Source organism: Streptomyces sp. yr375 (assembly GCF_900110755.1).
Taxonomy (GTDB): domain Bacteria; phylum Actinomycetota; class Actinomycetes; order Streptomycetales; family Streptomycetaceae; genus Streptomyces.
Map to the genome: position 1 here is coordinate 313,649 of NZ_FOFF01000001.1, position 23,860 is coordinate 337,508.

The following is a 23,860-nucleotide window of genomic DNA, read 5'->3' on the forward strand; positions in this document are numbered from 1 at the left end:
AAGACGCTCGCGCCGAATCGCACAAGGGTGCAAAGCGGGGCTTGGGGGACCTGGGAAACTCTGTTGCACCGCCCGTCCAGCATCGCTCACGATGCGTTCATGAGCACGACGGGGGACGCGACGGGGGTGACGGGCGGGGCGTGTGCGACCGCGCGGCGCGCAGGCATGGAGTCCACGGGGGTGGTGCCATGAGCGCGCGGCTGCGCGGCATCGCGCACGGCACGCAGGAGATCGTCGCGGCGGGCGGCTACCGCGCGTCCGACGGGCGCGAGGTGTCCCTCGCGGCGGCGATCGAGGCGGCCCGGGCGGGGACGCGGATGGTGGGACCGGAGCCGGTCGTCGGGCCCGCGCCGCAGACCGTGCCTCCGGCCGCGCGCGCGGTCGTCGAGGTCACCGGGGAGAGCAGCCTGGAGGCCGCCCGTCGGCTCGCCGGCGTCGACCCGGTCGCCGTCCTCAACTTCTCCTCGGCCCGCAACCCCGGCGGCGGCTATCTCAACGGCGCGCAGGCGCAGGAAGAAGCCCTGTGCCGGGCCTCCGCGCTGTACACGTGCCTGCTCACGGCCCGGGAGTTCTACGACCACCACCGCGCCCACCGCGACCCGTTCTACACGGACCGCGTCATCCACTCACCGGCCGTGCCCGTCTTCCGCGACGACCGGGGCCGCCTCCTCGACGAGCCGTACACCGTCGGCTTCCTGACGGCCGCCGCGCCGAACGCGGGCGTCGTGCGGCGTACGGCGCCGCAGCGGGCGGCCGAGCTGCCGCGCGCGCTCGCCGGGCGCGCCGAACGGGTCCTGGAGACGGCCGCCGCGTACGGCTACCGGCACCTGGTGCTGGGCGCGTGGGGCTGCGGGGTGTTCCAGAACGACCCCGCGCAGGTGGCCGGGGCGTTCCGGGCGCTGCTGGGCCCGGGCGGGCGGTTCGAGCGGACGTTCGAGCACGTGGTGTTCGGCGTGCTGGACCGGACGCCGGGCGGCGCGGTGCTGAGCGCCTTCGAGAAGGCGTTCGCCTAGTCGATCGGCACGCAGATCGGCACCGGCAGCTTGGGCGACCAGGTCTGCGTGGTCCAGTCGTACGCCTGCGCGTAACCGTTGTTGCCCGGCGCGCACGGGGAGGCCACGGTCGTCTCGACGTAGATGGCGCCGCCCGGGGTGACCGGGTGGGTCTGCGCGGTCACGTTCGTGTGGAAGAAGATCGCGCCGTTGTTGAACTTGACCGCGAGGTAGACGAGGCCGCCGACGGTGAAGTTGCCGCCGCCGATCTTCAGATGGTGGTTGAACGTGTACTGGAAGAGGAAGGACTGCGGGGCCTTCGTGACGGCGGCCGTCGTGTGCTGCGGTGCGGTGGCGGGGGCGGCCGTCGCGAGGGGTGCGGCGGCGACGGTCGCGGCGACCGCGGCCGTGACCGCGGTGATCCACAGCCGTCGCACGGCAGGCCGGGCAGGTCGGTGGAGCGTACGCATGAGTACTCCCAGAGACGAGGGTGTGGGGGATGCGCCGGATCCGGGTGCGCGCCCGCCCCTGTGCGGGGCGGTTTCCTGCTCCGTCTCCACCCTAGGCCCGGCGCCCCCGACTCGCAGGCCGGACCCGTGCGCGCGGCGCTGACGCGGGCTCAGGTCCAGCCGTAGCGCTCGTGCAGCCGCTGCCGCACCAGGTTGAACCGCATCCGGTCCAGCGCGCAGGCCTCGCGGCGCATGCCGTCCTCGTGGAGCCGCAGGACGCGGTCGACGTCCACCCAGGAGTCCCGCCCGGTGCGGTCCCAGGGGCCGCTGCCGATCGCCACCCACTCCCGGTCGCCGTCATGGCGCTTGCTGGAGAGTTGTACGGCGAGGACGGTGCCGCCCGCCTCCCGGGCGACGACGAGCACCGGGCGGTCCTTGCCCCGCCCGTCGTTCTCTTCGAACGGCACCCACGTCCACACGATCTCGCCGGGGTCGGGGTCGCCGTCGTGCGCGGGGGAGTACTCGGTGCGCACCCGGCCGACCTCGCGGGCGTCGGCCTCGGTGGTCGCGGAGGGGCCGAAGCGGCCCGGGACGTCTGCATCTTCATCGGTAAACGCTGTCACGGGGGCACCCTAGACGGTGCCCCCGTGACAGCGTCGTCAGCGGGTCACTTCTCCTCGATCGGCACCTTCTGCGACGGCGGGGCCGCGACCCCGTTGCGGGCCGAAGTGCCGTGCGCACCCGGCGTGTTCCGGTCGTGCTGGTCGTGTTGGTCGTTCTGGTCGTGCTGGTTCATCGAGGCCAGCAACTGGCGGGCCAGGCCGAGCCCCGTGCCGCCCATGGTGAGCGCCTTGGCGAACACGTCCGCCATCCCGTCCGCGCCGTTGAGCAGCACCATGTTGTCGACGTTGCCGAAGGCGGACGCGCCGGCCCGGACGATCTCCGGCCAGTTCTCGGCGAGTTGCTGGGCGACCACCGCCTCCTGGTTCTCGGCGAGCGCGGCGGCCCGCGCCTTGATGGCCTCCGCCTCCGCGAGGCCCTGCGCCCTGGTCGCCTCGGCCGCCGCGAGCCCCCGCGCCTGCGCGGAGGCCGCCTCGGCCTCACCGGTGGCTCGGGTCGCGGCGGCGCTCGCCACACCCCGGGCCTTCGTCGCCTCGGCCTCGGCGCCGGCGGCCTGCTTGACGCGGGTCGCCTCGGCGGCGGCGGCGAGTTCGGTCTCCTTCGCCTTGGCCTGCGCCGCCGAGATCCGGGCGTCGCGCTCGCCCTCGGCCAGCGTGCGCTTCTCGTACGCCTTCGCGTCGGCGGGCTTGCGGACGTCCGCCTGGAGCTGCTGTTCGCGCCGGTGCGCCTCGAGTTCGGCGACCCGCGTCTCCTGGACGACGACCTCCTGCCGGGCCGCCGCGTCGGCGAGGGGTCCCGCCTGCCGGGCCTTCGCGCCCGCCTTGTCGCGCTCGGCCTGGTAGCCGGCCTGGAGGATCTCGCTGTCGCGCGTCGCCTCCGCCATCCGCGCGAACGACGCCTGCTCCGCCTCCGTGGCGAGCCGGTTCGCCTCCGCCTGGGCGATGCGCGCGTCCCGCTGCACGGCCGCCGCGTGCGGCATCGCCAGGTTCCGGATGTAGCCGGTCGGGTCCTCGATCTCGTGGATCTGGAGCGAGTCCACGATCAGGCCGAGCTTCTCCATCTCCGTACCGCAGGCGGCCCGGGTCTGGCCGGTGAGCTTCTCCCGGTCGCGGATCATGTCCTCGACCGTCAACCCGCCCACGATGGACCGCAGATGACCGGCGAACACGTTGTGGACCCGCTCCGACATCAGCTTCTGCTGGTCGAGGAAGCGTCGGGCCGCGTTGGCGATCGACACGAAGTCGTCGCCCACCTTGAAGATGACCACGCCCCGCACCTTGAGCGGAATGCCCTGGTGTGTCACGCAGTCCACGTGCAGTTCGGTCTCGTTCAGATCCAGCGACAGCTTGCGCACCACCTGCACGCCGGGCATCACCAGCGTGCCGCGCCCCGTGACGATACGGAAGCCCATGCCCGCTTCCAGGCCCTCCGTACGGTGGTTGGAGCCGGAGATGACGAGCGCCTCGTTGGGTTCGGCGACCCGCCACATCATCTTGAACAGACCGAGCAGTACGAGCACGGCGACAACCGCCGCCCCCGCAACGACGCCGACGATCATCGGCATACGCCCCCTTGTGATGGTGCCCTTTCGGCACCGAACGAAGGGAGTGTGCGCCTGCGCGAGCCGGGGGAGAAGACATCGGCGCAACCTTGTTGCAGTCTTGACGCTTACGTTCCCGAAGACTCACACAACGGCTCTCACCTGCGCCGCTGCGGGCTCAACTGTCGTACGCCCGGGTGACGTAGACCGTCCTGGGCGGCAGGTGCTCCACCACCATCACGACCGTGCCGCACTCGATGCGGCCGGTGCCGTCCGCCGCGTAGGCGAGGAAGTGCTCGGCCCCGCCGCGCACCCGGACGATCACCTCACCGACGAGCCCCGGCCCGATCGTCCCGGTGACCCGCCCCATGAGCCCGACCATCGACGCATCGTCCATGGCCACAGGGTACGGGCGGAACCCGCCGGTCCGGCCGGTGCCCGGCCGGCTGTGGATTCCGCCCAAAGGATTGACGTGTACCTGCCTCGCCTCTACCGTCCGATCGATGTTCCGAACCATGTCCGGAATATCGAACAATGAGCCGCAGGAGAGCCGTACCACCGGCAGGAGAGCCGCACCCCCCGTAGGAGAGCCGCACCATGACGACCCGTCCCCCCACCCCGTCCCGCCGCGCCCTGCTGCGCGCGCTGGCCGCGCTGCCCGCCGCCGCACTCGTGCTCGGCGAGGCGCCCGGCCTGCTAGGCACCGCCCTCGCCGCCGCGCCGGCCGCCGGAGCGGCCACTCGCTACACCATCGTCCCGTTCCTCGACAGCGACGACGGCACGGTGAACGTCTACCAGTCCGACGACGCCACCGACTTCCGGCTGCTGCGGTCCGCCGCCTACACCCCGCCGAGCAACCGCATCCGCGACGCGAGCGTCTTCAAGCACACCGACGGCTACTACTACGTCACCTACACCACCCACACCTGGCAGGACCCGAGCCTCACCATCGGCTTCGCCCGCAGCTCCGACCGGGCCAACTGGACCTTCCTGTACGACTATCCGGTCCCGATCACCAACCTCTCCCGCGCCTGGGCGCCCGAGTGGTTCGTCGACAGCGACGGCAGCGTCAACGTCATCGTGTCCTGCTCCACCGCCGACGACGAGTGGATCTTCACCCCTTACCTGCTCAGGGCCACCAACTCCGCGCTCACCGCCTGGAGTTCACCGGTCGCCCTGTCCGGCATCGGCCCGAACCACATCGACACCTACATCGTGAAGATCGGCTCGACCTACCACGCGTTCACCAAGAACGAGACGGCGAAGTACATCGAGTACGGCACCGCGTCGCGCCTCGCCGGCCCCTACACGCTCACGAAGACCGGCGACTGGGCCGGCTGGGGCAGCTACCGCGAGGGCCCGTCCGTCATCCAGCTCGACAACGGCGGCTGGCGGATCTTCTTCGACGGATACGGCGACGGCACCTACTACTACAGCGACAGCTACGACACCTTCGCGACCTGGACCGCGCCCAAGGGCCTGCCCGGCATCTCGGGCACGGCACGCCACTTCACGGTCATCAAGGAGACGGTGACCGGCGGCCCGGCCCTCACGAAGAACGCCACCCGCTCGCTGCGCTCCGCCAACTACCCCACCCGCTACTGGCAGGAGCAGTCCGCCCTGCTCAACCTGCCCGTGGTGAGCGGCTCCAGCGCCGCCGCCGACAAGCAGGCGGCCACCTTCACCGTGGTGCCCGGCCTCGCCGACGCGAACGCCTACTCCCTGCGCGACGCGTCCGGCAAGTACCTGCGCCACTACTCCTTCCGCGCCCGCTTCGACGCCGACGACGGCACGTCGACGTTCGCGCGGGACGCCACCTTCATCGCCCGGACGGGCACGACGAGCGACGCGATCCGCTTCGAGTCGTACAACTACCCCGGCTACTACCTGCGCCACTACGCCTACGAGCTCCGCGTGGAACGGCCCGACGGCACCGACCTGTTCCGCCAGGACAGCTCGTTCGTGCCGGTGAGCCCCTGGGCCTGAACCGCACCCGCGCGTCCCTCGCCGGGGTCAGATCCAGCCGCGTTGGGCCGCCCGCCAGCCCAGTTGGATGCGGTTGTCGGCCCCGGCGAGGTTCATCAGGTGCCGGATCCTGCGGGTGACGGTACGCAGGGACACGCCGAGTTTCCCGGCGACGGCGCGGTCGGTGAGGCCGGCCAGCAGGAGGTCGAGGATCCTGGCGTCGAGCGGGGCGAGCCGGGCCGGACCGGGGCCGCCGTCCGCGTACGGGACCGGGTCGCCGTCCCTGACCGTGCGCGGGCGCAGGGGGTACGCCTCGGCCCAGGTCCGCTCGAAGAGGGCGACGAGCGGGCTGAGCAGGCCGCTGGAGTTGATCAGGATGGCGCGCGGGGTGTCCTGCGGGTCGGCGAACGCCGGTACCAGCGCGATGGCCGAGTCCGCGATGACCATGGACACGGGCAGTTCGGCGGCGATCGCGATCTCCTGGCCCCGGCCGAGGGCCTGGTCGATGTCGACCCCCGAGTCGGGGTCGGCCAGGTACGACTGCTCGATGACCGTACGCATACGTAACCCCCGTCCGGCGACGACGGGTTCGGCGGGGTTGTCCCTGGGGCCGACGGCGACCGGCGGGGACTTGGTGAAGCCGCAGATCTCGCGGTCGGCCGACTCCAGGACCTGAAGGAAGCGTCGGCTGATGGGCTGTACGCCGGTCACGATCTCGATGAGGCCGCCGAGATCGCGACCGGCGGCGGCGCGGTGCCGTTCGGCGAGTTCGGTGATGGCCGACTCGGCCTGGTGCAGTACGTCGCGCCGGGCGGCGAGCAGCGAGCCGAGGGTGACGGTGGGTGGGCCGACGACATGGCGGCCGGGTTCGTCGGGCGCGGTGCTGACCAGCCCGTGCCGGGCGAGGGCGGAGAGCGCGTCCGCGATGGCGTCCGCCGGGTGGGAGAGGGCCGCGCCGAGGGCGGCGGTGGTGGCTTCGCCACGGTCGACGAGGTGCAGGTAGACGTCTTCCTCGACGGGGCTCAGGCCGAGAGCGCCCAGCATGGGCCCCGCCCTCCTTCCGGCCGGCAGCAGCGGGAACACCACAGGGTAGGTCTCCGACGGCTCGTGCGACATGGCGCCCGGCCCGGCCTCTCCTCGGGGAGGCCGGGCCGGGAACGACCGTGGCGTAGGTGGTCAGTTGGCGAGTGGGGCGACCTTGATGGCGCGGATGATGGTCTGCTCGGCGGTGTTGCCCCTGCCGTCCACCGCCTTGGCGCGCAGCGACACGGAGCCTGCGTCGGTGGGCGGCCTCAGCAGCAGGGCGCGGCCCGCGTGCACGGGCACGCGCTGCCAGGTCTTGCCCGCGTCGTAGGAGACGTCCACGGTCAGGTTCCGTACACCCGCGCGCGCCCCTTCCACCGTGACCGGCACGAGGATGGGTTGTCCGGCGGGTGTGGTCGAGTCGGTCGCGAGGCGGGGCGCGTAGCGGACGTTCAGCAGCGGAACGCGCTGGGTGCCGGTCGCGGCCGTCGCCGAGCGGAACGTCCAGGTGGACGTGATGCGGGAGGAGACGTCGGTGATGGTGGCCTGTTGGTTGAGGTCGGTGGACAGGGTGTAGCGGGCGTCGCCTGCCGGGACGGGGATGTTGGTGGTGGCGGGCGGCGCGGCGATGTCGAGCAGGGAGGTGCCGTCTGCCACGAGGGTGGTGCGGGCGCTGCCGCCGAAGCGCAGGCCGGTGCTGCCCGGGTGGCCGGCGCCGTCGGTGTGCAGGGGGATGCTCATCCGGAGGGTGTCGCCGGTGCGGAACAGCCCCCAGCCGGTGCCGCCGAAACTGTCGCGGCCTTCGGCGAGGCCCAGTCCGGGGCCGAAGACGCCGACGCCGTAGCCGGCCCGGTACGTCCGGCCGGGCCGGTACCGGCGTTCCGGGTTGTAGTAGTTGGCCTCGTTCTGAAGCGTCTGGCCGTTCTGCGTCACGATGAAACCCCAGGACACCCCGGCCTCGGTGTTGACGTAGTCGGTCTGCACGCGGGGCAGGGCGGTGGTGGTGCGGATGGCGACGCCCGCGGAGCTCATGCCGTCCGCCGCGTAGGGCACCGCCGAGATGTCGGCGCGCTTCTTCGCGACGGAGGCACCGAGGGTGTTGTCGATCCGGGCCAGGTCACGGCGGGTGAGGTGCCGGGTGAGACCGGCGTACGGCTGGTCCGGCAGCGAGTAGGCGAGCCGGTATTCGGGCGGGTTGGCGCCCTCGTAGGCCTCGGGGCGGGTCCAGACGCCGCCGATCATCGCCTGGAGTGACCCGGTCGTGGACGGAGCTGTGGCGGGGCCGCCGATCTGTGCGAACGACAGCCGGTCGAGTGAGCCCAGCCAGGAACTCGTCAGTCTGCCCTGCCCGTTGCTTGTGGTCCTTCGGACGGCCAGGACCCCGGACGAGGCCGTGGCCAGCGGGTCGGGCAGGGTGACGCCGATCGGCTTGGCGACGCGGGCGTCGAGCGTCAGGGACGTGTCCCTGTCCATGACGATCTGGGGCTGGTAGAGGGCCGCCCGCTCGTAGGAGCCGTCCGTGCGGCGGGTGAAGACGGTGCTGGTGAGGTGGTAGGTGCCGGGAGGGACGCGTACCACCGCGGTGCCGTCGGACTGGATCGAGACCGGGTGGATCTCGCCGGTGACGACGTCGTAGAGGGTGTCCCCGGTCGCCGGGGCCGGGGCGTTCCCGTCCGCCCCGATGTGACGCAGCGTCAGGTCGTAGCCTTCCGTCTCCCGGACGACGCCGAGCGGGGTGCGGGCGACGGCGGCGGCGGACGTCGTGGTTGCGGACGCGGCGGTCGCCGTGACCGTGCCGGACAACTGGCCGAGAGTCGGGCCCACCCGGGTGTCGGAGGTGACGGTGGCGGTCGCCCCGCCGCCTGCCGGGACGGTGACCCGCTCCGGAGAGACGGTGAACGTGCCGTCGTTCACCGGCCGGCCCGCGCGGTCGGTCGTCGACGCCGTCAGGTCGAGGACGACGTCCTCGTCGCCGCTGTTGTGGTACGTCAGGGTCTTGCCGGTCGGCGCGTCGTCGGTGTGCGGATAGGCGGCGAGGCCGAAGCTCAGTGACGCCGGGTCACTGGTGACGCGCTCGTTGATCGCGGCGGCGACGTCGACCCGGCCCGCGCCCTGCTGGAACGCGCCGCGATCGGCGGTGGGCCGGGCGGAGGCCATCAGCGCGCGTTTCAGTTGCTCGCCTGACCAGTCGGGGTGCGCGCTCGCCAGGAGCGCCGCCGCGCCTGCGACATGCGGTGTGGCCATGGAAGTGCCGGACGCCGAGGTGTAGTTGTCGTCGACCGGGCCGTCGCCCGGCTGTACGCAACTGTTCTTGCACAGCGCCGTGCCGGCCGCGCGGGCGGCCACGATGTGCACACCGGGGCCGGTGATGTCGGGCTTGACGGCGTCGTCGTCCAGCCGGGGACCGGTGCTGGAGAACGAGGCCAGGGTGTCGGAGTCGTCGACTGCGCCCACCGTCAGCGCCGCGTCCGCGCTGCCCGGGCTGCCGACCGTGCTGTCGCCGTCGGCGCCCTCGTTGCCCGCGGCGACGACGAACAGGGTGCCGTGCTCGGCGGACAGGGTGTCGACGGCGTCCTCGAGGGGGTCGGTGCCCGGGCTGTCCGGGCCGCCCAGGCTCATGTTGACGACCTTCGCGCCCTGGTCGACCGCCCACTGCATCCCCGCGAGGATGCCCGATTCGCTGCCGCTGCCCTGATCGCCCAGCACCTTGCCGTTCAGCAGACCGACACCGGGGGCGACGCCCTTGAACTTGCCGTCGGCGGCCGCGCCGCTGCCCGTGATGATCGACGCCACATGGGTGCCGTGCCCGAAGTGGTCGACCGCGTCGGCGGAGCTGGAGAAGTTCCGCTCGCCGACGACACGGCCCGCCAAATCCGGGTGACTTGAGTCGATGCCGGTGTCCAGCACGGCCGTCTTCACGCCCTGTCCGGTGTATCCGGCCGCCCATGCGCTCGGCGCGCCGATCTGCGGCACACTGCGGTCCAACGTGGCCCGCACCGTGCCGTCGAGCCAGATCTTCCGGATTCCGGCCGCCGCCCGGACGCCGTTCGGAAGGGTCAGCGTCTTCCACAACTCACCGGCCGTCTCCTTGCCGACCTCGACCGCGACGCCACGCACGGCCGCCAACTTCCTTGTGACGACCGTCCCTTCGGGCACGGGCTGCGAACCCAGCCGGGTGGCGGACAAGGAGGTGGACGTGGACCCGCCCAGGATCAACGGGAGTTCGGCACGGTGCGCGTCGTCGTACCCGGCGTCCAGCAAAGCCTTGAGGTCGAACAACCCACGGTCCAGGGTGTCTTGCGCAATCATCCGCTCCGCGTCCGCGGGGATCGCGTACAGGTGCTCACGGGAGGCCTCGACCCGGAACCCGACCTCGTCGCGCCCTTCGCCGGGCGTGACCGACACGAGGTCGCCGCCGCGATCCACGAGAAACCGGTCCCCGGTGATCAGCGTCACCGCCCGCAACCCCGTCGGCTCGCCGCCCAACGCCTGGTCAACGTTCGCCGGGGGCAGACCAGTTGAGGACGCCACGGCCGCCGCCGAGGACATCGACGCCACGAGCGCCAACGCCGTACAGAACGCCGTACGGACTGTCGTACGAGGTCTTCGAAGGGGTAACACGTGTCGGCCTCCGTAGCGGTGAAGGGGTGGGGCACACGCACCACAAGGTGGCAGACCGGCCCCACCCGCAACAACGACGAGCCCTGACGCGTCTACGCCATGGCGCGAACGAGCCACCCGCGCCGGCTAGTTGGACGACCGCGACGGCTCCGGTTGCAGCACGATGTCGAAGCGGGCCTGCCGGAAGGGGTTGGGCAGGCCGCACGCGGCCGCCCGTTCCGGCGCGTCCACCTGGGTGAACTCCTGTACGAGGCTCTCGCGGACGGCGAAGACCGCGTCCGACTCCAGATAGTCGCTGCCCGCCACGAAGATGTGCGTCGTGACGGGCCGGTGTCCTTCGGCCGTCACGATGAAGTGGACGTGCGCGGGACGGTAGGGATGGCGGCCGGTCGCCGCCAGCAGCGCTCCGACCGGTCCGTCCGTCGGGATCGGATAGGGGCTCGGCACGCACGAGCGGAACCAGAAGCGGCCCTCCGCGTCCGCCGTGAACAGTCCGCGCCCGTTGCCCCGCGGTTGCTCGTCCGGCTGCTGGACGTCGTAGAAGCCGTGGTCGTCGGCCTGCCACACGTCCAGGGTGGCGCCGGGCAGCGGGGTGCCGTCGACGGAGACGACCCGGCCGGTGACGAGGCAGGGTTCGCCGCTGCCGGTGAGGTCGATCGAGTCCCCGAGCGCGCGCGGCGGCGAGGCGACCATGTGGAAGGGGCCGAGGACCGTGGAGTCGGTGGCGGCGGCCTCCTTGCGGTCGTTGACCTCCTCGACGAGCATCGACACGCCCAGGACGTCCGAGAGCATGATGAACTCCTGCCGGGTGTCGTCGCACTTCTGCCCGGTGGCGGTGAGGAACGCGATCGCCTGCTCCCACTCGGCCCGGGTCGGTTCGACCTCCCGCACGAAGTCGTGCAGATGCCGCACCAGACCGGACAGCAACTCCCGCAGCCGGGGGTCGGAGGCGCGGGCGAAACTGTCCACGACCGCGGCGGTCGCGGTCTCGGCGCTGAAGTCCGTCGTCATGGTGATCTCCTGGTCGGTGTCCCCAGACGGTACCCACCCGTTGGGCGATCAGGACCAGTGCCACACCTGGTTGTCGCTGCCCGCGCATCCCCAACCCTGCACCGGCTGGCCGTCGTTGCCGGAGGTGGTGGCCTCCGCGTCCAGGCAGAAGCCGTCCGGGACGCTGACCAGCGTCCCGCGGCCGAGTCGCCACCTCTGAGCGCCGAGTCCGTCGCAGTTCCTGGCCCGGATCCGCCGGCCGTTGTGGCCGGCGGTGCCGGTGTCGGCGTCCAGACAGAGGTGGCTGCCCTGATCGACGACGAGGTACTGGGACATTTCGTTATCAAGTGCGGGGGCTGGGCAGGCGAGTTACCCTGCCCTTCCGGTGCCGAACTCCCGCCGCGGTCTCATACCTCGACCACCTCGACTCCCGCCTCCCGCAGCCGACCGCACGTCCTGTCGTGCGCCGGGGCGTTGGTCACCACGATGTCGAGCTCCTCGGGCCCGCACACCCGGGCCATGCCGGTGCCGGGGAACTTGCCCGCGTCCGCCAGCAGCACCACCTGCGTGCTGGCGGCGATCATCGCCCGCTTGACGGGCACCTCCACGGCGGTGGTGTCCAGCACCTGCCCGTCGGGGCGGATCCCGCTGGTGCCGAGGAACAGCCGGTCGGCGTGGATCTGCCGCAGGTTGTCCTCGGTGAGGAAACCGACCAGCGAGCGGTAGTCGCGCCGCACCACCCCGCCGAGCATGATCAACTGGACGCCCTTGTCGTCCTGGAGCTCCTCGTACACGGCCAGGCTGCTGGTGATCACGGTCAGGCTCCGGCCGCGCAGATGCCGGGCCACCCGGTGGGCCGTGGTGCCGATGTCGAGCAGCACGGTCTCGCCGTCCCTGACGAGGGTCGCGCACCAGGCGGCCAGGGCGTCCTTCGCCTCGGTGCGGACCGAGGCCACGTCGGCGAACGGGTCGTCCTCGCCGACTACGGGTGCCGCGCCGCCGTAGACGCGTTTGAGCAGGCCCTCGTCCTCCAACTGCACGAGGTCGCGCCTGATGGTGGCCTGGCTCGCCCCGACCTTCTCGGCCAGGGAGGCCACCGCGGTGGGCCCGTCCGTGCGCAGGACGCGCAGGATCAACTGATGCCTTCGGTCAGGGAGCATGCCGGAGACCATACTCGCGATCTCTCCAAACTCAAGCAAAGTCGCTCATGTATGTCTCGATATCTGCTTGACCCTTGTCAAACCTGCTCACCGGGTGCACTCTCTTGCGTAATTCGAATCCAGGTCCGGCCCCCACTCCGGTCGGCTGAAGCGGGATGAACGGTGCACACCACCCCTCATCCATGCGTCGGCACCGTCTGAGAAGACCCGGTCACCCACGCCGGGTGGCCGAAGAGTTGACCACCCCTCCGATGCTCTTCGGCCACCCGGTCCCCCGAGCCCATCCCCGCCCTCCCCTTCCGTCCCCTCCCCAACCCGTGCTCACAGGTCCCCGTAGGACGTCCCGGATGCTTCGGAACGTGCCGAAGCGGCCGGACTCGCCGAACCACCCAGGAGAACGCCGTGGACCTTTCCCGCAGACGATTCCTTCAGGCCGCCGTGCTGACGGCCGCCGCGGCAGGCGCCACCGCGGCGTGCGGCGGCGGCTCCGGGACGAGCGGCAGCAAGGACAGCAAGAACCTGAGCCTCTGGTACTGGGCCGGCGGCCTCAGTGACAAGGTCGTCGCGGACGCCAAGCAGCACTTCTCCGACGTCACCCTGAAGACCTCCGTGGTCGGCGGCGACTTCAAGACCAAGCTGCTCACCGGCCTGCGGGCGGCCCAGTCCGCCCCGGACATCACCGGCGTCAAGGGCGAGGACATCGCCTCCTTCCTGCCCAACGCCGACCGCTTCGTCGACCTCAACACCCTCGGCGCGGACAAACTGGCCCCGCAGTACCTGTCGTGGAAGCTGAAGCAGGCCACCACGAAGGACGGCAAGCTCATCGGCTTCCCGATCGACATCGGGCCGTGCGCCACCTACTACCGCGAGGACCTCTTCGCGAAGGCCGGGCTGCCCACCGACCCCGCCCAGGTCTCCGCCCAACTGGCCACCTGGGACGACTACTTCAAGGCCGGCGTCGAACTGCACAAGGCCGTCCCCGCGACCTACCTGATCAACAACATCGGCTCGGTCTTCTCGATGATCGTCGGCCAGGGCACCCAGCGCTTCATCGACGAGGACGGCACGTTCATCGGCGACCAGGACCACATCCGCGCCGCCTGGACCACCGCCGTGAAGCCCTACACCCTCGGCATCGACGCCAAGATCAACGACAACACGTGGAACGCGGCCATCGGCAGCGGCGCCCTGGGCACCGAGATCGGCGCCGCCTGGCACGCGCTGGACATCAGCAACGCGGCCCCGGCCACCAAGGGCAAGTGGCGGGTGGCGAGCCTGCCCGGCGGGCCGTCCAACCTCGGCGGGTCCTTCCTGGCCATCCCCGCGACCAGCGGCAACCCCGAGGAAGCCTTCAAGATCATCAGTTGGATCCTGGACCCGGCGAACCAGGCCCGCGGCTTCACCGACGCGGCCCTCTTCCCGACCGCCCCGGCCGCCTACAAGCTGCCGGCGCTGACCGGCGGCGACGCCTTCTTCGGCGGCCAGAAGACCATCGAGATCTTCGGCCCGGCGGCCGAGAAGATCCCTGCCGCCTACGAGGCTCCGGCCGACGCGGCGGTCTCGGCGCCCTTCTTCAGCGAGCTGACCAGCATCGAGGCCAAGGGCAAGGACCCCGACGAGGCCTGGAAGGACGCCGTCAGCCAGGCGAAGCAGATCGCCCAGCGGCAGGGAGTGAAGTGACATGTCGCCAACCCCGGTAGCCGGCCCGGCACCCACCGGACCGACCTCCGGACCGGCCTCCGGCGCGACCTCGGGGCAGGCCTCGGGACCGGCCTCCGGATCCGGCGGCGCCCCCGGGCCCGCCGGCCGGTCGGCCCCGGGCCGCTCCTCCGGTCCGGGGCGCCGCCGCCGGGTCCGCCCGGTGTCGGCCGGCGCCCCGCGCGGGCCGCGGCGGCGGGTCGCCCGGTACTGGCCGCAGTACCTGGCCGTCTCCCCGTACTACCTGCTCTTCACGGTCTTCATGCTCTTCCCGGTCCTCTACACCGTCTTTCTGGCGTTCCAGAAGTGGGACGGCATCGGGGACATGCACTTCGTCGGGTTCCAGCAGTTCCGCTTCCTGTGGGACGACCCGGTGTTCTGGCTGTCCATCCGCAACACCCTCGTCATCTGGGTGCTGTCGACCGTGCCGATGCTCCTGATGGCACTGGTGCTGGCGGTGCTGGTGAACTCCACCAAGCGCTTCACCGCGTTCTACCGGGTCTGCCTGTTCATCCCCAGCATCACCTCGCTGGTGGCCATCGCGATCTTCTTCGGCGCGATCTTCAGCAACAACTTCGGCCTGATCAACGCCGTCCTGCGGTCGGTGCACCTGTCCGCCGTGCCGTGGATGAGCAACGAGTGGACGATCAAGCTGGTGATCGCGGCGCTGATGACCTGGCAGTGGACCGGCTACAACGCGATCATCTACCTCGCCGGCCTCCAGTCGATCCCCTCGGAGGTCTACGAGGCCGCCAGGATGGACGGCGCAGGACCGGTCCGGATCTTCCTGTCCATCACGGTCCCGCTGCTGCGGCCCATCATCCTGTTCACCGTGGTGATCTCCACCGTCACCGGCCTGCAGAGCTTCACCGAACCGCAGGTGCTGTTCGGCAGCGAGGCGTCCACCAACCCCAACTCCGGCGGACCGGGCCAGGCGGGTCTGACCACCTTGCTGTACTTCTACCACCAGGCCTTCGACAACAACGACTTCGGCTACGGGGCCGCGATCGTCTGGGCCTTCTTCCTGCTGATCCTGCTCATCGTCGTCATCAACTGGCGCCTGGTGCAGCGTAAGGAGCGACGGCCATGAGCGGCACGAGAGGCATGACCGGTCTGAACCGCCGGCGGGTCCGGGGGCTGAGCGTCCATCTCGTCCTGATGACCGGCGTGGCCGTCTCGGTGTTCCCGTTCTACTGGATCGTCGTCATGGCGACGAACACCTCGCAGGACATCTACAGTTACCCGCCGAAGCTGTGGTTCGGCGATCATCTGCTGACCAACGTCCAGCACCTGTTCGCCAAGATGGACTTCTTCGGGTCGCTGCTCAACACCGTGATCGTGGCGGTCTGTACGACCCTGCTGGTGCTGTTCTTCGACTCGCTGGCGGCCTTCGCCTTCGCCAAGTACGACTTCCCCGGCAAGAAGTACCTCTTCGGCCTGCTGCTGTCGATGTACATCCTGCCGACCCAACTGGCGATCATCCCGCAGTACGAGATCATGGTGCAGTTGGGCTGGCTGGGCACCCTCCAGGCGCTCATCGTGCCCGCCGCCGCCAACGCCTTCGGCATCTTCTGGATGCGGCAGTACACCACCACCAGCGTCCCCGACGAACTGCTGGACGCCGCCCGGATCGAGGGCGCCGGGTTCTTCCGCCTCTACTGGCACGTGGTGCTGCCGTGCGTCCGCCCGGCCCTCGCGTTCCTCGGCATCTACACCTTCATCGGCGCCTGGAACGACTACATCAATCCGCTGGTGATGCTGGTCAACCCGGACCGGCTGACCCTCCAGGTGGCGCTGGCGCAGTTGTACTCAGGCCACTCCACCGACTACAGCATGGTGATGGCCGGGGTGCTGCTGTCCGTCGTCCCGCTGGTGCTCGTGTTCACCTTCTTCGCCCGCGGCTTCATCGCCGACGCCACCAAGGGCGCCCTCCGCTGACGGCGCGGGCCAGGGTGGGCGACACCCTGGCGCGCCCGGCCTACGACTGCGGCGGCACCGGCGGGTACGGCGCCCTCGGTGCTAGTCGACGTCCACCCGGCCGTCGTCCGTCTTCTTGGTCTTGTCCTTGGCGCCGTTCTTGGTCTTGTCCTCGCCCGCGCGGAGCTGGAGCAGGGCGGAGGCGTTGCCCGGCTCGGGGCGGCGGCTGTCGCCGGAGTCCTGGCCGCTGAGGTTCTGGCGGACCGAGTCGAGGATCGTCAGGCCCTGGGACACCAGGCCCGCGGCGATCTCGCCCAGGCCGTCCGCGCCGTTCAGGACGTTGACATTGGCGCCGGCCAGGCCGCCGGCCGCCTCCTTCACGATCTGCGGAAGCTGGTCGATGATCATCCGGTCGAGCGCGACCCGGTCGTAGGAGGCCGCCGCCTCGGCCTGGATCTTCATGCGCTCCGCCTCGGCGATGGCCAGCAGCTTGATCCGCTGGGCCTCGGCCTCGGCCGGCTTGACGATCTCGGCGACCAACTGCTGCTGGCGCAACTGGGCCTGGCGCTGCGCCAGTTCCGTCTGGGCGGCGAGCACCTCCTGCTGGGCGTGGGCCTGCGCGAGTGGTCCGGCCTGGGAGGCCTTCGCCTGCGCGCGGTCCACCTCGGCCGAGTACTCCGCCTTGACCACCGCGGTCTGCCGGGCGTACTCGGCCTGGTTGCGTGCCGCGACCTGCTCCGCCTCGACCGAGGCCTGGGTGGCCTGCGCCTGGGCGATCTGCGCCTGCCGGTGGATGGCCGCCTTGTGCGGCGCGGACATGGCCTCGATGTAGCCGACCTCGCCGTCGTCGATCGACTGGATCTGGAGCGAGTCCACGATCAGGCCGATCTTCGCCATCTCGACCTTTGACGTGTCCAGCACCTCGGCGGCGAGCTTCTGCCGCTCGGTGACGATCTCCTCGACCGTCATCGAGCCGATGATGGCCCGCAGGTGCCCGGCGAAGATCCGGCCGGTCAGGACCGACATCTGGTCCTGGTCGGAGAGGAAGCGCTGGCCCGCGTTGATGATGCTCTCGTGGTCGTTGCCGACCTTGAACGCGATGACGGCGCGCACGTGCAGCGCGATGCCCTGCCTGGTGACACAGGTCTCGGTGACCTCGGCCTCGCACATCGACAGCGTGAGGAAGCGGGTCTTGCGGAAGACCGGCAGGACGAACTTGCCGTGCCCCGTCACCACTCGGAACGGCGCGCCGCCCAGTCCCCGCCGGCCCCCCGAGATCAGCATCGCCTCGTCGGGAGCGGGAACGCGGTATCCGAACATTTCTCTTTCTACTCCTCAGTCGGCGCCGGCAGATCGCCGAGCGCGTCCAATGGATCCACCCACTCGATGACGCCGACCTCGCGACATCCACGCGACTCGATCACGAGCACCGTCGCCCCCAGGGGCAGTGGATCTTCGGACCAGGCGAGGAAGGTTTCGGAGCCGCCTCTCACCCGCACCAGGATCTCGCCGGGGCCCGCGGCACCGCGGGTTGCGACGATCACCTGCCCCGTGCAGCCGATCACGGCTTCGTCCTGCGGCATCATGGCCGCTCTCCAATGTTCTGGCCCACGATTCAGACGATAGACCCACCCGGGTCGGTGACCCAACGGGGCTTCCGCCGCGGCCTGCGACCTGCGGCCTTTTGCGGCTTTGCTGCTGCTCAGCCGCGCGGTGACCGGCGGACGGTCAGGACGGCGACGTCGTCGTGGCGCAGGCCGTCCCCGGCGAACGCGTGGGCGTCCTCGTACAGGGCCCGGGGGAGTTCGGTGGGGGACAGACCGAGGTGTTTCACGAGGCGTTCGTCGAGCGGGTAGAACGTGCCGTCGGCGGCGCGGGTCTCGGTGAGGCCGTCGGTGGTCAGCACCAGTGTCGAACCGGCCGGGAACGCGAACCAGTCCACCGTCGTGGGCTCGTCGGCCAGTTCGGCGAGGCCGAGGGGGACGCCGGTGTCCAGCGCGGGCGTGGTGACGGCGCCCTCGTGCACCAACCGGGGCGGCACATGGCCGCAGTTGACGACCTGCGCCTCGGTGCCCGCGTCGACGCCGATGATGAGGGCGGTGACGAACCGCTCGTCCTCGCCGGTCTGTTCGGCGTACGAGTTGTGCCGGACGACGGAGGCGTCCAGGGCGTCGACGAGCGCGGTGAGTGTGGGCTCCCGGTTGGCCGCCTCGCGGAACGCGCCGATGACGGCGAACGCGGCGCCCACCGCCGCCAGCCCCTTGCCCTGCACGTCACCGATCAGCACCCGGGTGCCCCAGGGCGAGGTGACCACGTCGTAGATGTCGCCGCCGACGAGCCGGTCCTCCTGTACGGGCTCGTAGACGCCGTTGACCAGGACGTCGTCGGTGAGCATGGGCAGCGGGTGCAGGATGTGCCGCTGCATGGCGGCGGCGGTGGAGCGCAGCCGCAGCATCTCGTGCTCGCGCCCGATGCGCCGGTGGCAGGCGTAGACGGAGGCGGCTCCCAGGGCGAGCGTGAGCAGCACCAGCAGCGCGCGATCGAGCCACCTCGCCCCGTCACCGGCCCGCAGCACCACGGTGAGGGTGACGAAGAGGGTGGTCCACGCGGCGATGAACCTCGTCTGCTGAACCGTGCACAGCGCGGACGCCGTGCCCGGCAGGAAGACCAGCAGCCCGAGCAGCCACACCTCGGACCCGGACAGCACCCCGAGCACCTCGACCAGCACGGTCACCGACAGCACACCGGCGACCGTCTCCGCGTTACCCGGCGGCTCGATGGCATCGAGGGCGTCGGCGGGTCTCTTCCGACGGATACCGATCATGAACGCTCCCGGGCAAACGGTGATCTCTCCACCTTAGGCAGAACCTCGCACGGACGACGGCCCGGCGGGATACGCGGGATACGTCAGGCGTCGCCTAGGGCGATCACGGCGCGCCGGGGCAGTCGGCGGCGTCGTCCCGGACGGCGCGCCGCGCGAGTCCGCGGCGGGTTCGGGATCGAGCAGGACGACGACACCGTCCTCGTCGCGCACAGTTCCCGGCGCCGGAAGCGAGATGAGGGCCGGGGCCGCGGGCGAGGTCCGGCTCGTCCGGGTCGGCGAAGGCATGCCCGGCCCGGCCCGGTCGGCGGCGGACGGGCCGCAGGCCGCAGGGCGCGCGGGAGGTATGGCGGGATGTGATCCCCTTCAGTCGGGTTCACCGGGTTCACCGGGTTCACCGGGATCTGCCGGGGTCACCGGGATCTGCCGGGACCTGCCGGGACCTGCCGGGTTCACCAGGACCTGCCGGGGTTCACGTGGATCTTGGGGCCGGGGCCTGCGTCGGGCGGGCGGGTGCCGGCGAGTACGGGGCCGACCTCGTCGAGGGGGACGGTGGCGGCGACGAGTGGGCGGGGGTCGACCGTCCCGTCGGCGTAGGCGCGGATGGTGGCGGCGAGGCCGGGGGAGGCGGACAGGACGCCCACCGCGGTCACGTCCTTGAGGGCGAGTGCGCGGGTGTCGATCCTGCTGGGTTCGCCGGCCAGCCCGATGTACACGACACGGCCGCCCGGTTCCACCAACTCCAGGGCGCTGCCCGGCAGATGGGCGGCGTTGGAGGCGTCGACGACGGCGTCGTACGGCAGGTCCGGGACGGCGCTCTCGGTCCACACGTGGGCGAAGCCCAGACCGCGGGCGAAGGCGAGGGAGCCGTCGGTGGCGCCCATCAGATGCACCTCGGCACCGGCGGCCCGCAGGAACATCGCGACCAGCAGGCCGATCGTGCCCGGCCCGAGGACCAGCACCCGGTCCCCGGGACTCGGCGCGGCGGCCCGCGCGGCGCGCAGGGCGTTGCCGCCCGGCTCCACCAGCGCGCCGAGCACCGCGTCGACGGAGTCGGGCAGCGCGTGCAACGAGGCGGCGGGCACCGCGAGTTGCTCCGCAAGCGCGCCGGCCCGCGCGCCGCGGATGCCGACCTCCTGCCGCTCCTCGCATACATGCCCGCGGCCCCGCAGACAGCGGCGGCAGGCACCGCAGCCGAGCATCGTGTCGCCCATGACCCGGCGGCCGAGCCAGCCGGGGTCGACGCCCGCGCCGACGGCGGCCACCCGGCCGGACCACTCGTGGCCCGGCCGCATCGGATAGGACGAGTGGCCCTGGTGGAGGTAGGCCATCGCGCCGGTGTAGAACTCCATGTCGGTGCCGCACACGCCGACCCGCTCGACGTCCACGACGACCTCCCCGGCGCCGGCCACCGGCGCGGGGAGTTCCTGGACCTCGTACGCGCCCGGGGCGGTGAGGACGAAGGCGCGCATGAGGCGGGTGCTCACCGGGGGCCGAGCACGTGCTGACGCTGGGTGCCGAGGTGCCTGATGCCCAGCTCCATCACGTCACCGGGCTGGAGCCACACGGGCGGGTTGAGGCCCATGCCGACGCCGGGCGGGGTGCCGGTGTTGATCAGGTCGCCGGGCTCCAGGACGAGGAACTGGCTCAGGTAGTGCACGATGAAGTACGGGTCGAAGATCATCGTCTTGGTGTTGCCGGTCTGCCGCCGCACCCCGTTGACGTCCAGCCACATGTCCAGCGCGAGGACGTCGTCGATCTCGTCGGCGGTCGCGAGCCACGGCCCGGCCGGGTTGAAGGTCTCGGCGGACTTGCCCTTGGACCACTGCCCGCCGCGCTCCAACTGGAAGGCGCGCTCACTGACGTCGTTGACGACCACGTACCCGGCGATGGCGTCGCGCGCCTGCGCCACGTCGTCCAGGTAACTCGTCCGCCTGCCGATCACGATGCCGAGCTCCACCTCCCAGTCGGTCTTGGCGGACCCGCGCGGGATGCGCACGTCGTCGTTCGGGCCGACGAGGGTGTTGGGCGACTTGGTGAACAGGATCGGCTCGTCGGGCACCGGCATGCCGCTCTCGGCCGCGTGGTCGCGGTAGTTCAGCCCGACGCAGAGGATCTGGTGCGGGCGGGCGATGGGAGCGCCGACGCGTTCCCCGGCGAACAGGCCCACCCGGCCCTCCGCCGCCCGCCGGGCCACGATCGGACGCACCCGGGCGACGCCGCCCGTGCCGAAGAACGCCTCGTCGAAGTCCATGACGACGTCGGAGAGGTCGACGTACGTCTCGTCGTCGATGCGGGCAACGGGCTTCTCGGCGCCGGGGGCACCGATACGCATGAGGTACACGGGTCTCTCTCCAGGGTTCGCGGGGGTCGGTCACGGCAAGCGGCAGGGGTCAGTGGAGCGGTGTGCCCAGTGGGCCGAGGAGGGCGCGGATCTCGTCGAGGGCGTCGACCAGGGTCGTCAGGGGCGTCCGGTAGGCCAGGGCGCTGATGCTCACGGCTCCGGAGGGGGTCGTCGGTGAGGTGAGGTACACGGGTACGGCGAGGCAGTTGACGCCGGTCTCGCTCTCCTGGTCGTCGACGCCGTGGTCGCGCAGCCGGGTGGCCGTCAGCTCGCGGTGCAGGTCGGCGGCCGTGCACAGCGTCCGTGGCGTCCGGCGTTCCAGGGGCGCGTCGCCGATCCACGCCTCGACCTCCGCGAGGGTGCCCAGCCGCCGGGCGAGCAGCAGTTTGCCGACGGCGGTGGAGTGGGCGGGGTTGCGCCCGCCGATCGTCGACGTGAGCCGGACGGCGCCGGTGGGCGGGTCGACCTTGGCGCGGTAGACGACGTCACGGTCGTCGAGACGGCCGTCGACCCGGCTGTCGAGCACCGCGTAGTGCGCGGTCTCGCCGAACCGGCGGGCCAGCGCCTCCAGCACCGGGCGCACCCGGACATGCTCGGGCCGGGCCTCGTGGTGGGCGAAGGCCATGCGCAGGAACTCGTCGCCGAGCACGTAGTGACCGCGGGCGTCCTGGTCGGCCAGACCGGCCCGGCGCAGCGCGCCGAGCGCCCGGTGCACGGTCGGCTTGGGGCTGCCCATCACCCGGGTCAGCTCCTCCAGGCCCACGCCGTCGGGATACCGGGCGAGCTCCCTGAGAACCGCGAGCACCCGGTCCGACCCCACGAGCCGACTGCTTTCGGCACCGGCCGTGCCGCCTCCGGCACCGGTCGTGTCGCCCTCGGCGTGGTCTGTTGGTCCGTCGTCCGGCTGCGTATGCTCCATCGCATTCCAGACTTTAGATCGGTGTACCGATTATTGGAAGAGGTTCGGGATGGGGCTCCGCAGCGCACAGTGGTACGCCGGTCAGGACCGCAACGCCTACCTCCACCGGGCCTGGCTGCGCCGGGGTGTGCCGGACGACGCCTTCGACGGCCGGCCGCAGATCGCCATCGCCAACACCGCCTCCGACCTGACCCCCTGCAACGCGCATCTGAACGAGGTCGCGGCCTCCGTCCGTGACGGCGTGTACGAGGCGGGCGGCATCCCGCTGGAGCTGCCCGTGGTGTCGCTGGGCGAGACGCAGGTCCGGCCCACGGCCATGCTGTGGCGGAACATGGCCGCGATGGCCACCGAGGAGATGCTGCGGGCCAACCCCGTCGACGGCGTCGTCCTGCTGGGCGGCTGCGACAAGACGATCCCCTCGCTGCTGATGGCCGCCGCCTCGGTGGATCTGCCCGCCGTGGTCGTGCCCGGCGGCCCGATGCTCACCGGGACCTTCCGCGGCGCGCCGCTGGGCTGCGGCACCGACGTGTGGCGGCTGTCGGAGGAGGTCCGGGCCGGCACGCTCTCGCAGGAGCAGTTCGCCCGGTCGGAGTCGGCGATGATCCGCAGTCGCGGGCACTGCAACACCATGGGCACCGCCTCCACGATGGCGCTGGTGGCCGAGGCGCTGGGCACGGTTGTCCCCGGGGTGGCCGGGACCCCGGCCCCCGACAGCCGCCTGCTCGCGGCCGCGCACCGCACCGGCCGGCTCGCGGTGGACATGGTCGCCGCGGACCGGCGGCCGGGCACCTTCCTGACCAAGGCGTCCTTCCACAACGCGATCGTGGCGCTGGCGGCCGTCGGCGGCTCCACCAACGCGGTCGTCCACCTGCTGGCCGTCGCCGGCCGGCTCGGGGTCGACCTGACGCTCGACGACTTCGACCGCGTCGGCTCCCGGGTGCCGGTCCTGGTGGACCTCCAGCCGGCCGGCCGCTTCCTCATGGAGGACTTCCACCGCGCCGGCGGCCTGCTCGCCGTCCTGCGCGAGGTCCGCGACCTGCTCGACCCCGACGCGCTCACCGTCCTCGGCACACCCCTGGTCGACTCCCTCGACGACGCCCCGATCTGGGACGCCGAGGTCATCCGCACCCGCGCGCACCCGCTGGTCGCCGAGGGCGGCATCGCCGTCCTGCGCGGCAACCTGGCACCCGACGGGGCGCTCATCAAACCCGCGGCGGCCTCACCGCACCTGCTCAGCCACCGGGGCCGGGCGGTCGTCTTCGACTCGGTCGAGGACTTCCACGCCCGCGTCGACGACCCGGCTCTCGACGTCGACGCCGACTCGGTCCTCGTCCTGCGCGGCTGCGGCCCCCGGGGCTACCCGGGCATGCCCGAGGTCGCCAACATGCCGCTGCCGAAGAAGCTGCTCGAACAGGGCGTCCGGGACATGGTCCGGATCTGCGACGGCCGGATGAGCGGCACCGCCTACGGCACCGTGGTCCTGCACGTCGCCCCGGAGGCCGCGGCCGGCGGCCCCCTCGCGCTGGTGCGGACCGGGGACCTCATCACCCTCGACGTCGCGGCCCGCCGTATCGACGTCGACGTCCCGGCGGACGAACTCGCCCGCCGGACCCCCGACGCGGCCACCGTCACCGGCTACGCCGCGCCCCGGCGCGGCTGGGAACGCCTCTACGTCGACCACGTCCTCCAGGCCGACACGGGCGCCGACCTGGACTTCCTGGTCGGCTCCAGCGGCTCGGAGGTCAGCCGCGACTCCCACTGACGCGACTCCCGTCGACGCCGGGCGGCGACTCTGGCCGT

At 71.5% G+C, this 23,860-nt stretch carries 21 protein-coding genes; 6 read left to right on the forward strand and 15 right to left on the reverse strand.

Translation table 11 applies throughout. From position 1 onward, the window contains the following. Positions 1-188 precede the first annotated feature (188 nt). Positions 189-1,013, forward strand: coding sequence for a TIGR02452 family protein (locus BMZ82_RS01200; RefSeq protein WP_177244324.1), 825 nt, complete (start codon positions 189-191; stop codon positions 1,011-1,013). On the opposite strand, the gene BMZ82_RS01205 is transcribed toward BMZ82_RS01200, so the two are convergent. From BMZ82_RS01205 to BMZ82_RS01220, 4 genes are all read right to left on the reverse strand, one after another. Beyond that, a complete protein-coding gene (locus BMZ82_RS01205; RefSeq protein WP_093770655.1) occupies positions 1,010-1,462 on the reverse strand; it encodes a hypothetical protein in 453 nt (150 codons plus the stop codon). The genes BMZ82_RS01200 and BMZ82_RS01205 overlap by 4 nt on opposite strands. A 149-nt stretch (positions 1,463-1,611) precedes the next feature. Beyond that, the gene (locus BMZ82_RS01210; RefSeq protein ID WP_093770657.1) at positions 1,612-2,064 is read right to left on the reverse strand and encodes a type II toxin-antitoxin system PemK/MazF family toxin; all 453 of its coding nucleotides are present in this window, start codon (positions 2,062-2,064) and stop codon (positions 1,612-1,614) included. A 44-nt stretch (positions 2,065-2,108) separates the two neighbouring features. Next, on the reverse strand, positions 2,109-3,626 hold the full coding sequence (locus tag BMZ82_RS01215; RefSeq protein WP_093770659.1) for an SPFH domain-containing protein: 1,518 nt from the start codon (positions 3,624-3,626) through the stop codon (positions 2,109-2,111). 154 nt (positions 3,627-3,780) lie between these two features. Then, complete coding sequence (locus BMZ82_RS01220; RefSeq protein ID WP_177244325.1) at positions 3,781-3,999, reverse strand: hypothetical protein; 219 nt, start codon at positions 3,997-3,999, stop codon at positions 3,781-3,783. A gap of 200 nt (positions 4,000-4,199) precedes the next feature. Between BMZ82_RS01220 and BMZ82_RS01225 the strand changes: the two genes are divergently transcribed. Beyond that, positions 4,200-5,588: a glycoside hydrolase family 43 protein gene (locus BMZ82_RS01225; RefSeq protein WP_093770661.1), complete on the forward strand. Its 1,389-nt coding sequence runs from the start codon at positions 4,200-4,202 to the stop codon at positions 5,586-5,588. A gap of 27 nt (positions 5,589-5,615) precedes the next feature. Here BMZ82_RS01225 and BMZ82_RS01230 read toward each other — a convergent pair whose 3' ends face one another. From BMZ82_RS01230 to BMZ82_RS01250, 5 genes are all read right to left on the reverse strand, one after another. After that, positions 5,616-6,611: a helix-turn-helix transcriptional regulator gene (locus BMZ82_RS01230; protein WP_177244326.1), complete on the reverse strand. Its 996-nt coding sequence runs from the start codon at positions 6,609-6,611 to the stop codon at positions 5,616-5,618. Between the two features lie 132 nt (positions 6,612-6,743). Continuing rightward, entirely contained in the window at positions 6,744-10,148 is a 3,405-nt protein-coding gene (locus BMZ82_RS01235) for a S8 family serine peptidase (protein WP_256251716.1), read from the reverse strand. A gap of 189 nt (positions 10,149-10,337) precedes the next feature. Continuing rightward, on the reverse strand, positions 10,338-11,222 hold the full coding sequence (locus BMZ82_RS01240; protein WP_093770667.1) for an intradiol ring-cleavage dioxygenase: 885 nt from the start codon (positions 11,220-11,222) through the stop codon (positions 10,338-10,340). A gap of 48 nt (positions 11,223-11,270) precedes the next feature. Beyond that, positions 11,271-11,537 carry an RICIN domain-containing protein gene (locus BMZ82_RS01245; RefSeq protein ID WP_093770669.1) on the reverse strand — a complete coding sequence of 89 codons (267 nt, stop codon included), beginning with the start codon at positions 11,535-11,537 and terminating at the stop codon, positions 11,271-11,273. A gap of 71 nt (positions 11,538-11,608) precedes the next feature. Beyond that, on the reverse strand, positions 11,609-12,361 hold the full coding sequence (locus tag BMZ82_RS01250) for a DeoR/GlpR family DNA-binding transcription regulator (RefSeq protein WP_093771097.1): 753 nt from the start codon (positions 12,359-12,361) through the stop codon (positions 11,609-11,611). A gap of 402 nt (positions 12,362-12,763) precedes the next feature. Between BMZ82_RS01250 and BMZ82_RS01255 the strand changes: the two genes are divergently transcribed. Genes BMZ82_RS01255 through BMZ82_RS01265 form a run of 3 tightly spaced genes read left to right on the forward strand, consistent with a single transcriptional unit; the run spans position 12,764 to position 15,997 of the window. After that, positions 12,764-14,041, forward strand: coding sequence for an extracellular solute-binding protein (locus BMZ82_RS01255; protein ID WP_093770671.1), 1,278 nt, complete (start codon positions 12,764-12,766; stop codon positions 14,039-14,041). 1 nt (position 14,042) lies between these two features. Next, the gene (locus tag BMZ82_RS01260; RefSeq protein ID WP_093770673.1) at positions 14,043-15,149 is read left to right on the forward strand and encodes a carbohydrate ABC transporter permease; all 1,107 of its coding nucleotides are present in this window, start codon (positions 14,043-14,045) and stop codon (positions 15,147-15,149) included. Further along, positions 15,146-15,997, forward strand: coding sequence for a carbohydrate ABC transporter permease (locus BMZ82_RS01265; RefSeq protein WP_256251701.1), 852 nt, complete (start codon positions 15,146-15,148; stop codon positions 15,995-15,997). The genes BMZ82_RS01260 and BMZ82_RS01265 overlap by 4 nt, the downstream gene beginning before the upstream one ends. Before the next feature lie 81 nt (positions 15,998-16,078). Here the strand turns inward: BMZ82_RS01265 and BMZ82_RS01270 are convergent, their stop codons facing one another. The 6 genes from BMZ82_RS01270 to BMZ82_RS01295 all read right to left on the reverse strand — a co-directional run bounded on the left by BMZ82_RS01270 (position 16,079) and on the right by BMZ82_RS01295 (position 22,060). After that, the gene (locus tag BMZ82_RS01270) at positions 16,079-17,296 is read right to left on the reverse strand and encodes an SPFH domain-containing protein (RefSeq protein WP_256251702.1); all 1,218 of its coding nucleotides are present in this window, start codon (positions 17,294-17,296) and stop codon (positions 16,079-16,081) included. An 8-nt stretch (positions 17,297-17,304) separates the two neighbouring features. Next, positions 17,305-17,559, reverse strand: coding sequence for a hypothetical protein (locus BMZ82_RS01275; protein ID WP_093771099.1), 255 nt, complete (start codon positions 17,557-17,559; stop codon positions 17,305-17,307). A 119-nt stretch (positions 17,560-17,678) separates the two neighbouring features. Then, complete coding sequence (locus tag BMZ82_RS01280; RefSeq protein ID WP_093770677.1) at positions 17,679-18,800, reverse strand: PP2C family protein-serine/threonine phosphatase; 1,122 nt, start codon at positions 18,798-18,800, stop codon at positions 17,679-17,681. A 449-nt stretch (positions 18,801-19,249) separates the two neighbouring features. Then, positions 19,250-20,269 (reverse strand): zinc-dependent alcohol dehydrogenase, encoded by a 1,020-nt coding sequence (locus BMZ82_RS01285; protein ID WP_093771101.1) that lies wholly within the window; start codon positions 20,267-20,269, stop codon positions 19,250-19,252. Between the two features lie 11 nt (positions 20,270-20,280). After that, entirely contained in the window at positions 20,281-21,141 is an 861-nt protein-coding gene (locus BMZ82_RS01290) for a fumarylacetoacetate hydrolase family protein (protein WP_093770679.1), read from the reverse strand. A 49-nt stretch (positions 21,142-21,190) separates the two neighbouring features. Next, the gene (locus BMZ82_RS01295; protein WP_093770681.1) at positions 21,191-22,060 is read right to left on the reverse strand and encodes an IclR family transcriptional regulator; all 870 of its coding nucleotides are present in this window, start codon (positions 22,058-22,060) and stop codon (positions 21,191-21,193) included. A 49-nt stretch (positions 22,061-22,109) separates the two neighbouring features. Between BMZ82_RS01295 and BMZ82_RS01300 the strand changes: the two genes are divergently transcribed. Further along, entirely contained in the window at positions 22,110-23,822 is a 1,713-nt protein-coding gene (locus tag BMZ82_RS01300) for an IlvD/Edd family dehydratase (protein WP_093770683.1), read from the forward strand. Positions 23,823-23,860: the final 38 nt, after the last annotated feature.

Coding starts and splice junctions, on each gene's coding strand:
- BMZ82_RS01250 (WP_093771097.1), bottom strand. CDS start 12,361: ATGCTCCCTGACCGAAGGCATCAGTTGATCCTGCGCGTCCTGCGCACG.
- BMZ82_RS01285 (WP_093771101.1), bottom strand. CDS start 20,269: ATGCGCGCCTTCGTCCTCACCGCCCCGGGCGCGTACGAGGTCCAGGAA.
- BMZ82_RS01280 (WP_093770677.1), bottom strand. CDS start 18,800: ATGATCGGTATCCGTCGGAAGAGACCCGCCGACGCCCTCGATGCCATC.
- BMZ82_RS01230 (WP_177244326.1), bottom strand. CDS start 6,611: ATGCTGGGCGCTCTCGGCCTGAGCCCCGTCGAGGAAGACGTCTACCTG.
- BMZ82_RS01200 (WP_177244324.1), top strand. CDS start 189: ATGAGCGCGCGGCTGCGCGGCATCGCGCACGGCACGCAGGAGATCGTC.
- BMZ82_RS01215 (WP_093770659.1), bottom strand. CDS start 3,626: ATGCCGATGATCGTCGGCGTCGTTGCGGGGGCGGCGGTTGTCGCCGTG.
- BMZ82_RS01260 (WP_093770673.1), top strand. CDS start 14,043: ATGTCGCCAACCCCGGTAGCCGGCCCGGCACCCACCGGACCGACCTCC.
- BMZ82_RS01225 (WP_093770661.1), top strand. CDS start 4,200: ATGACGACCCGTCCCCCCACCCCGTCCCGCCGCGCCCTGCTGCGCGCG.
- BMZ82_RS01275 (WP_093771099.1), bottom strand. CDS start 17,559: ATGCCGCAGGACGAAGCCGTGATCGGCTGCACGGGGCAGGTGATCGTC.
- BMZ82_RS01240 (WP_093770667.1), bottom strand. CDS start 11,222: ATGACGACGGACTTCAGCGCCGAGACCGCGACCGCCGCGGTCGTGGAC.
- BMZ82_RS01265 (WP_256251701.1), top strand. CDS start 15,146: ATGAGCGGCACGAGAGGCATGACCGGTCTGAACCGCCGGCGGGTCCGG.
- BMZ82_RS01220 (WP_177244325.1), bottom strand. CDS start 3,999: ATGGACGATGCGTCGATGGTCGGGCTCATGGGGCGGGTCACCGGGACG.
- BMZ82_RS01245 (WP_093770669.1), bottom strand. CDS start 11,537: ATGTCCCAGTACCTCGTCGTCGATCAGGGCAGCCACCTCTGTCTGGAC.
- BMZ82_RS01270 (WP_256251702.1), bottom strand. CDS start 17,296: ATGTTCGGATACCGCGTTCCCGCTCCCGACGAGGCGATGCTGATCTCG.
- BMZ82_RS01295 (WP_093770681.1), bottom strand. CDS start 22,060: ATGGAGCATACGCAGCCGGACGACGGACCAACAGACCACGCCGAGGGC.
- BMZ82_RS01205 (WP_093770655.1), bottom strand. CDS start 1,462: ATGCGTACGCTCCACCGACCTGCCCGGCCTGCCGTGCGACGGCTGTGG.
- BMZ82_RS01300 (WP_093770683.1), top strand. CDS start 22,110: ATGGGGCTCCGCAGCGCACAGTGGTACGCCGGTCAGGACCGCAACGCC.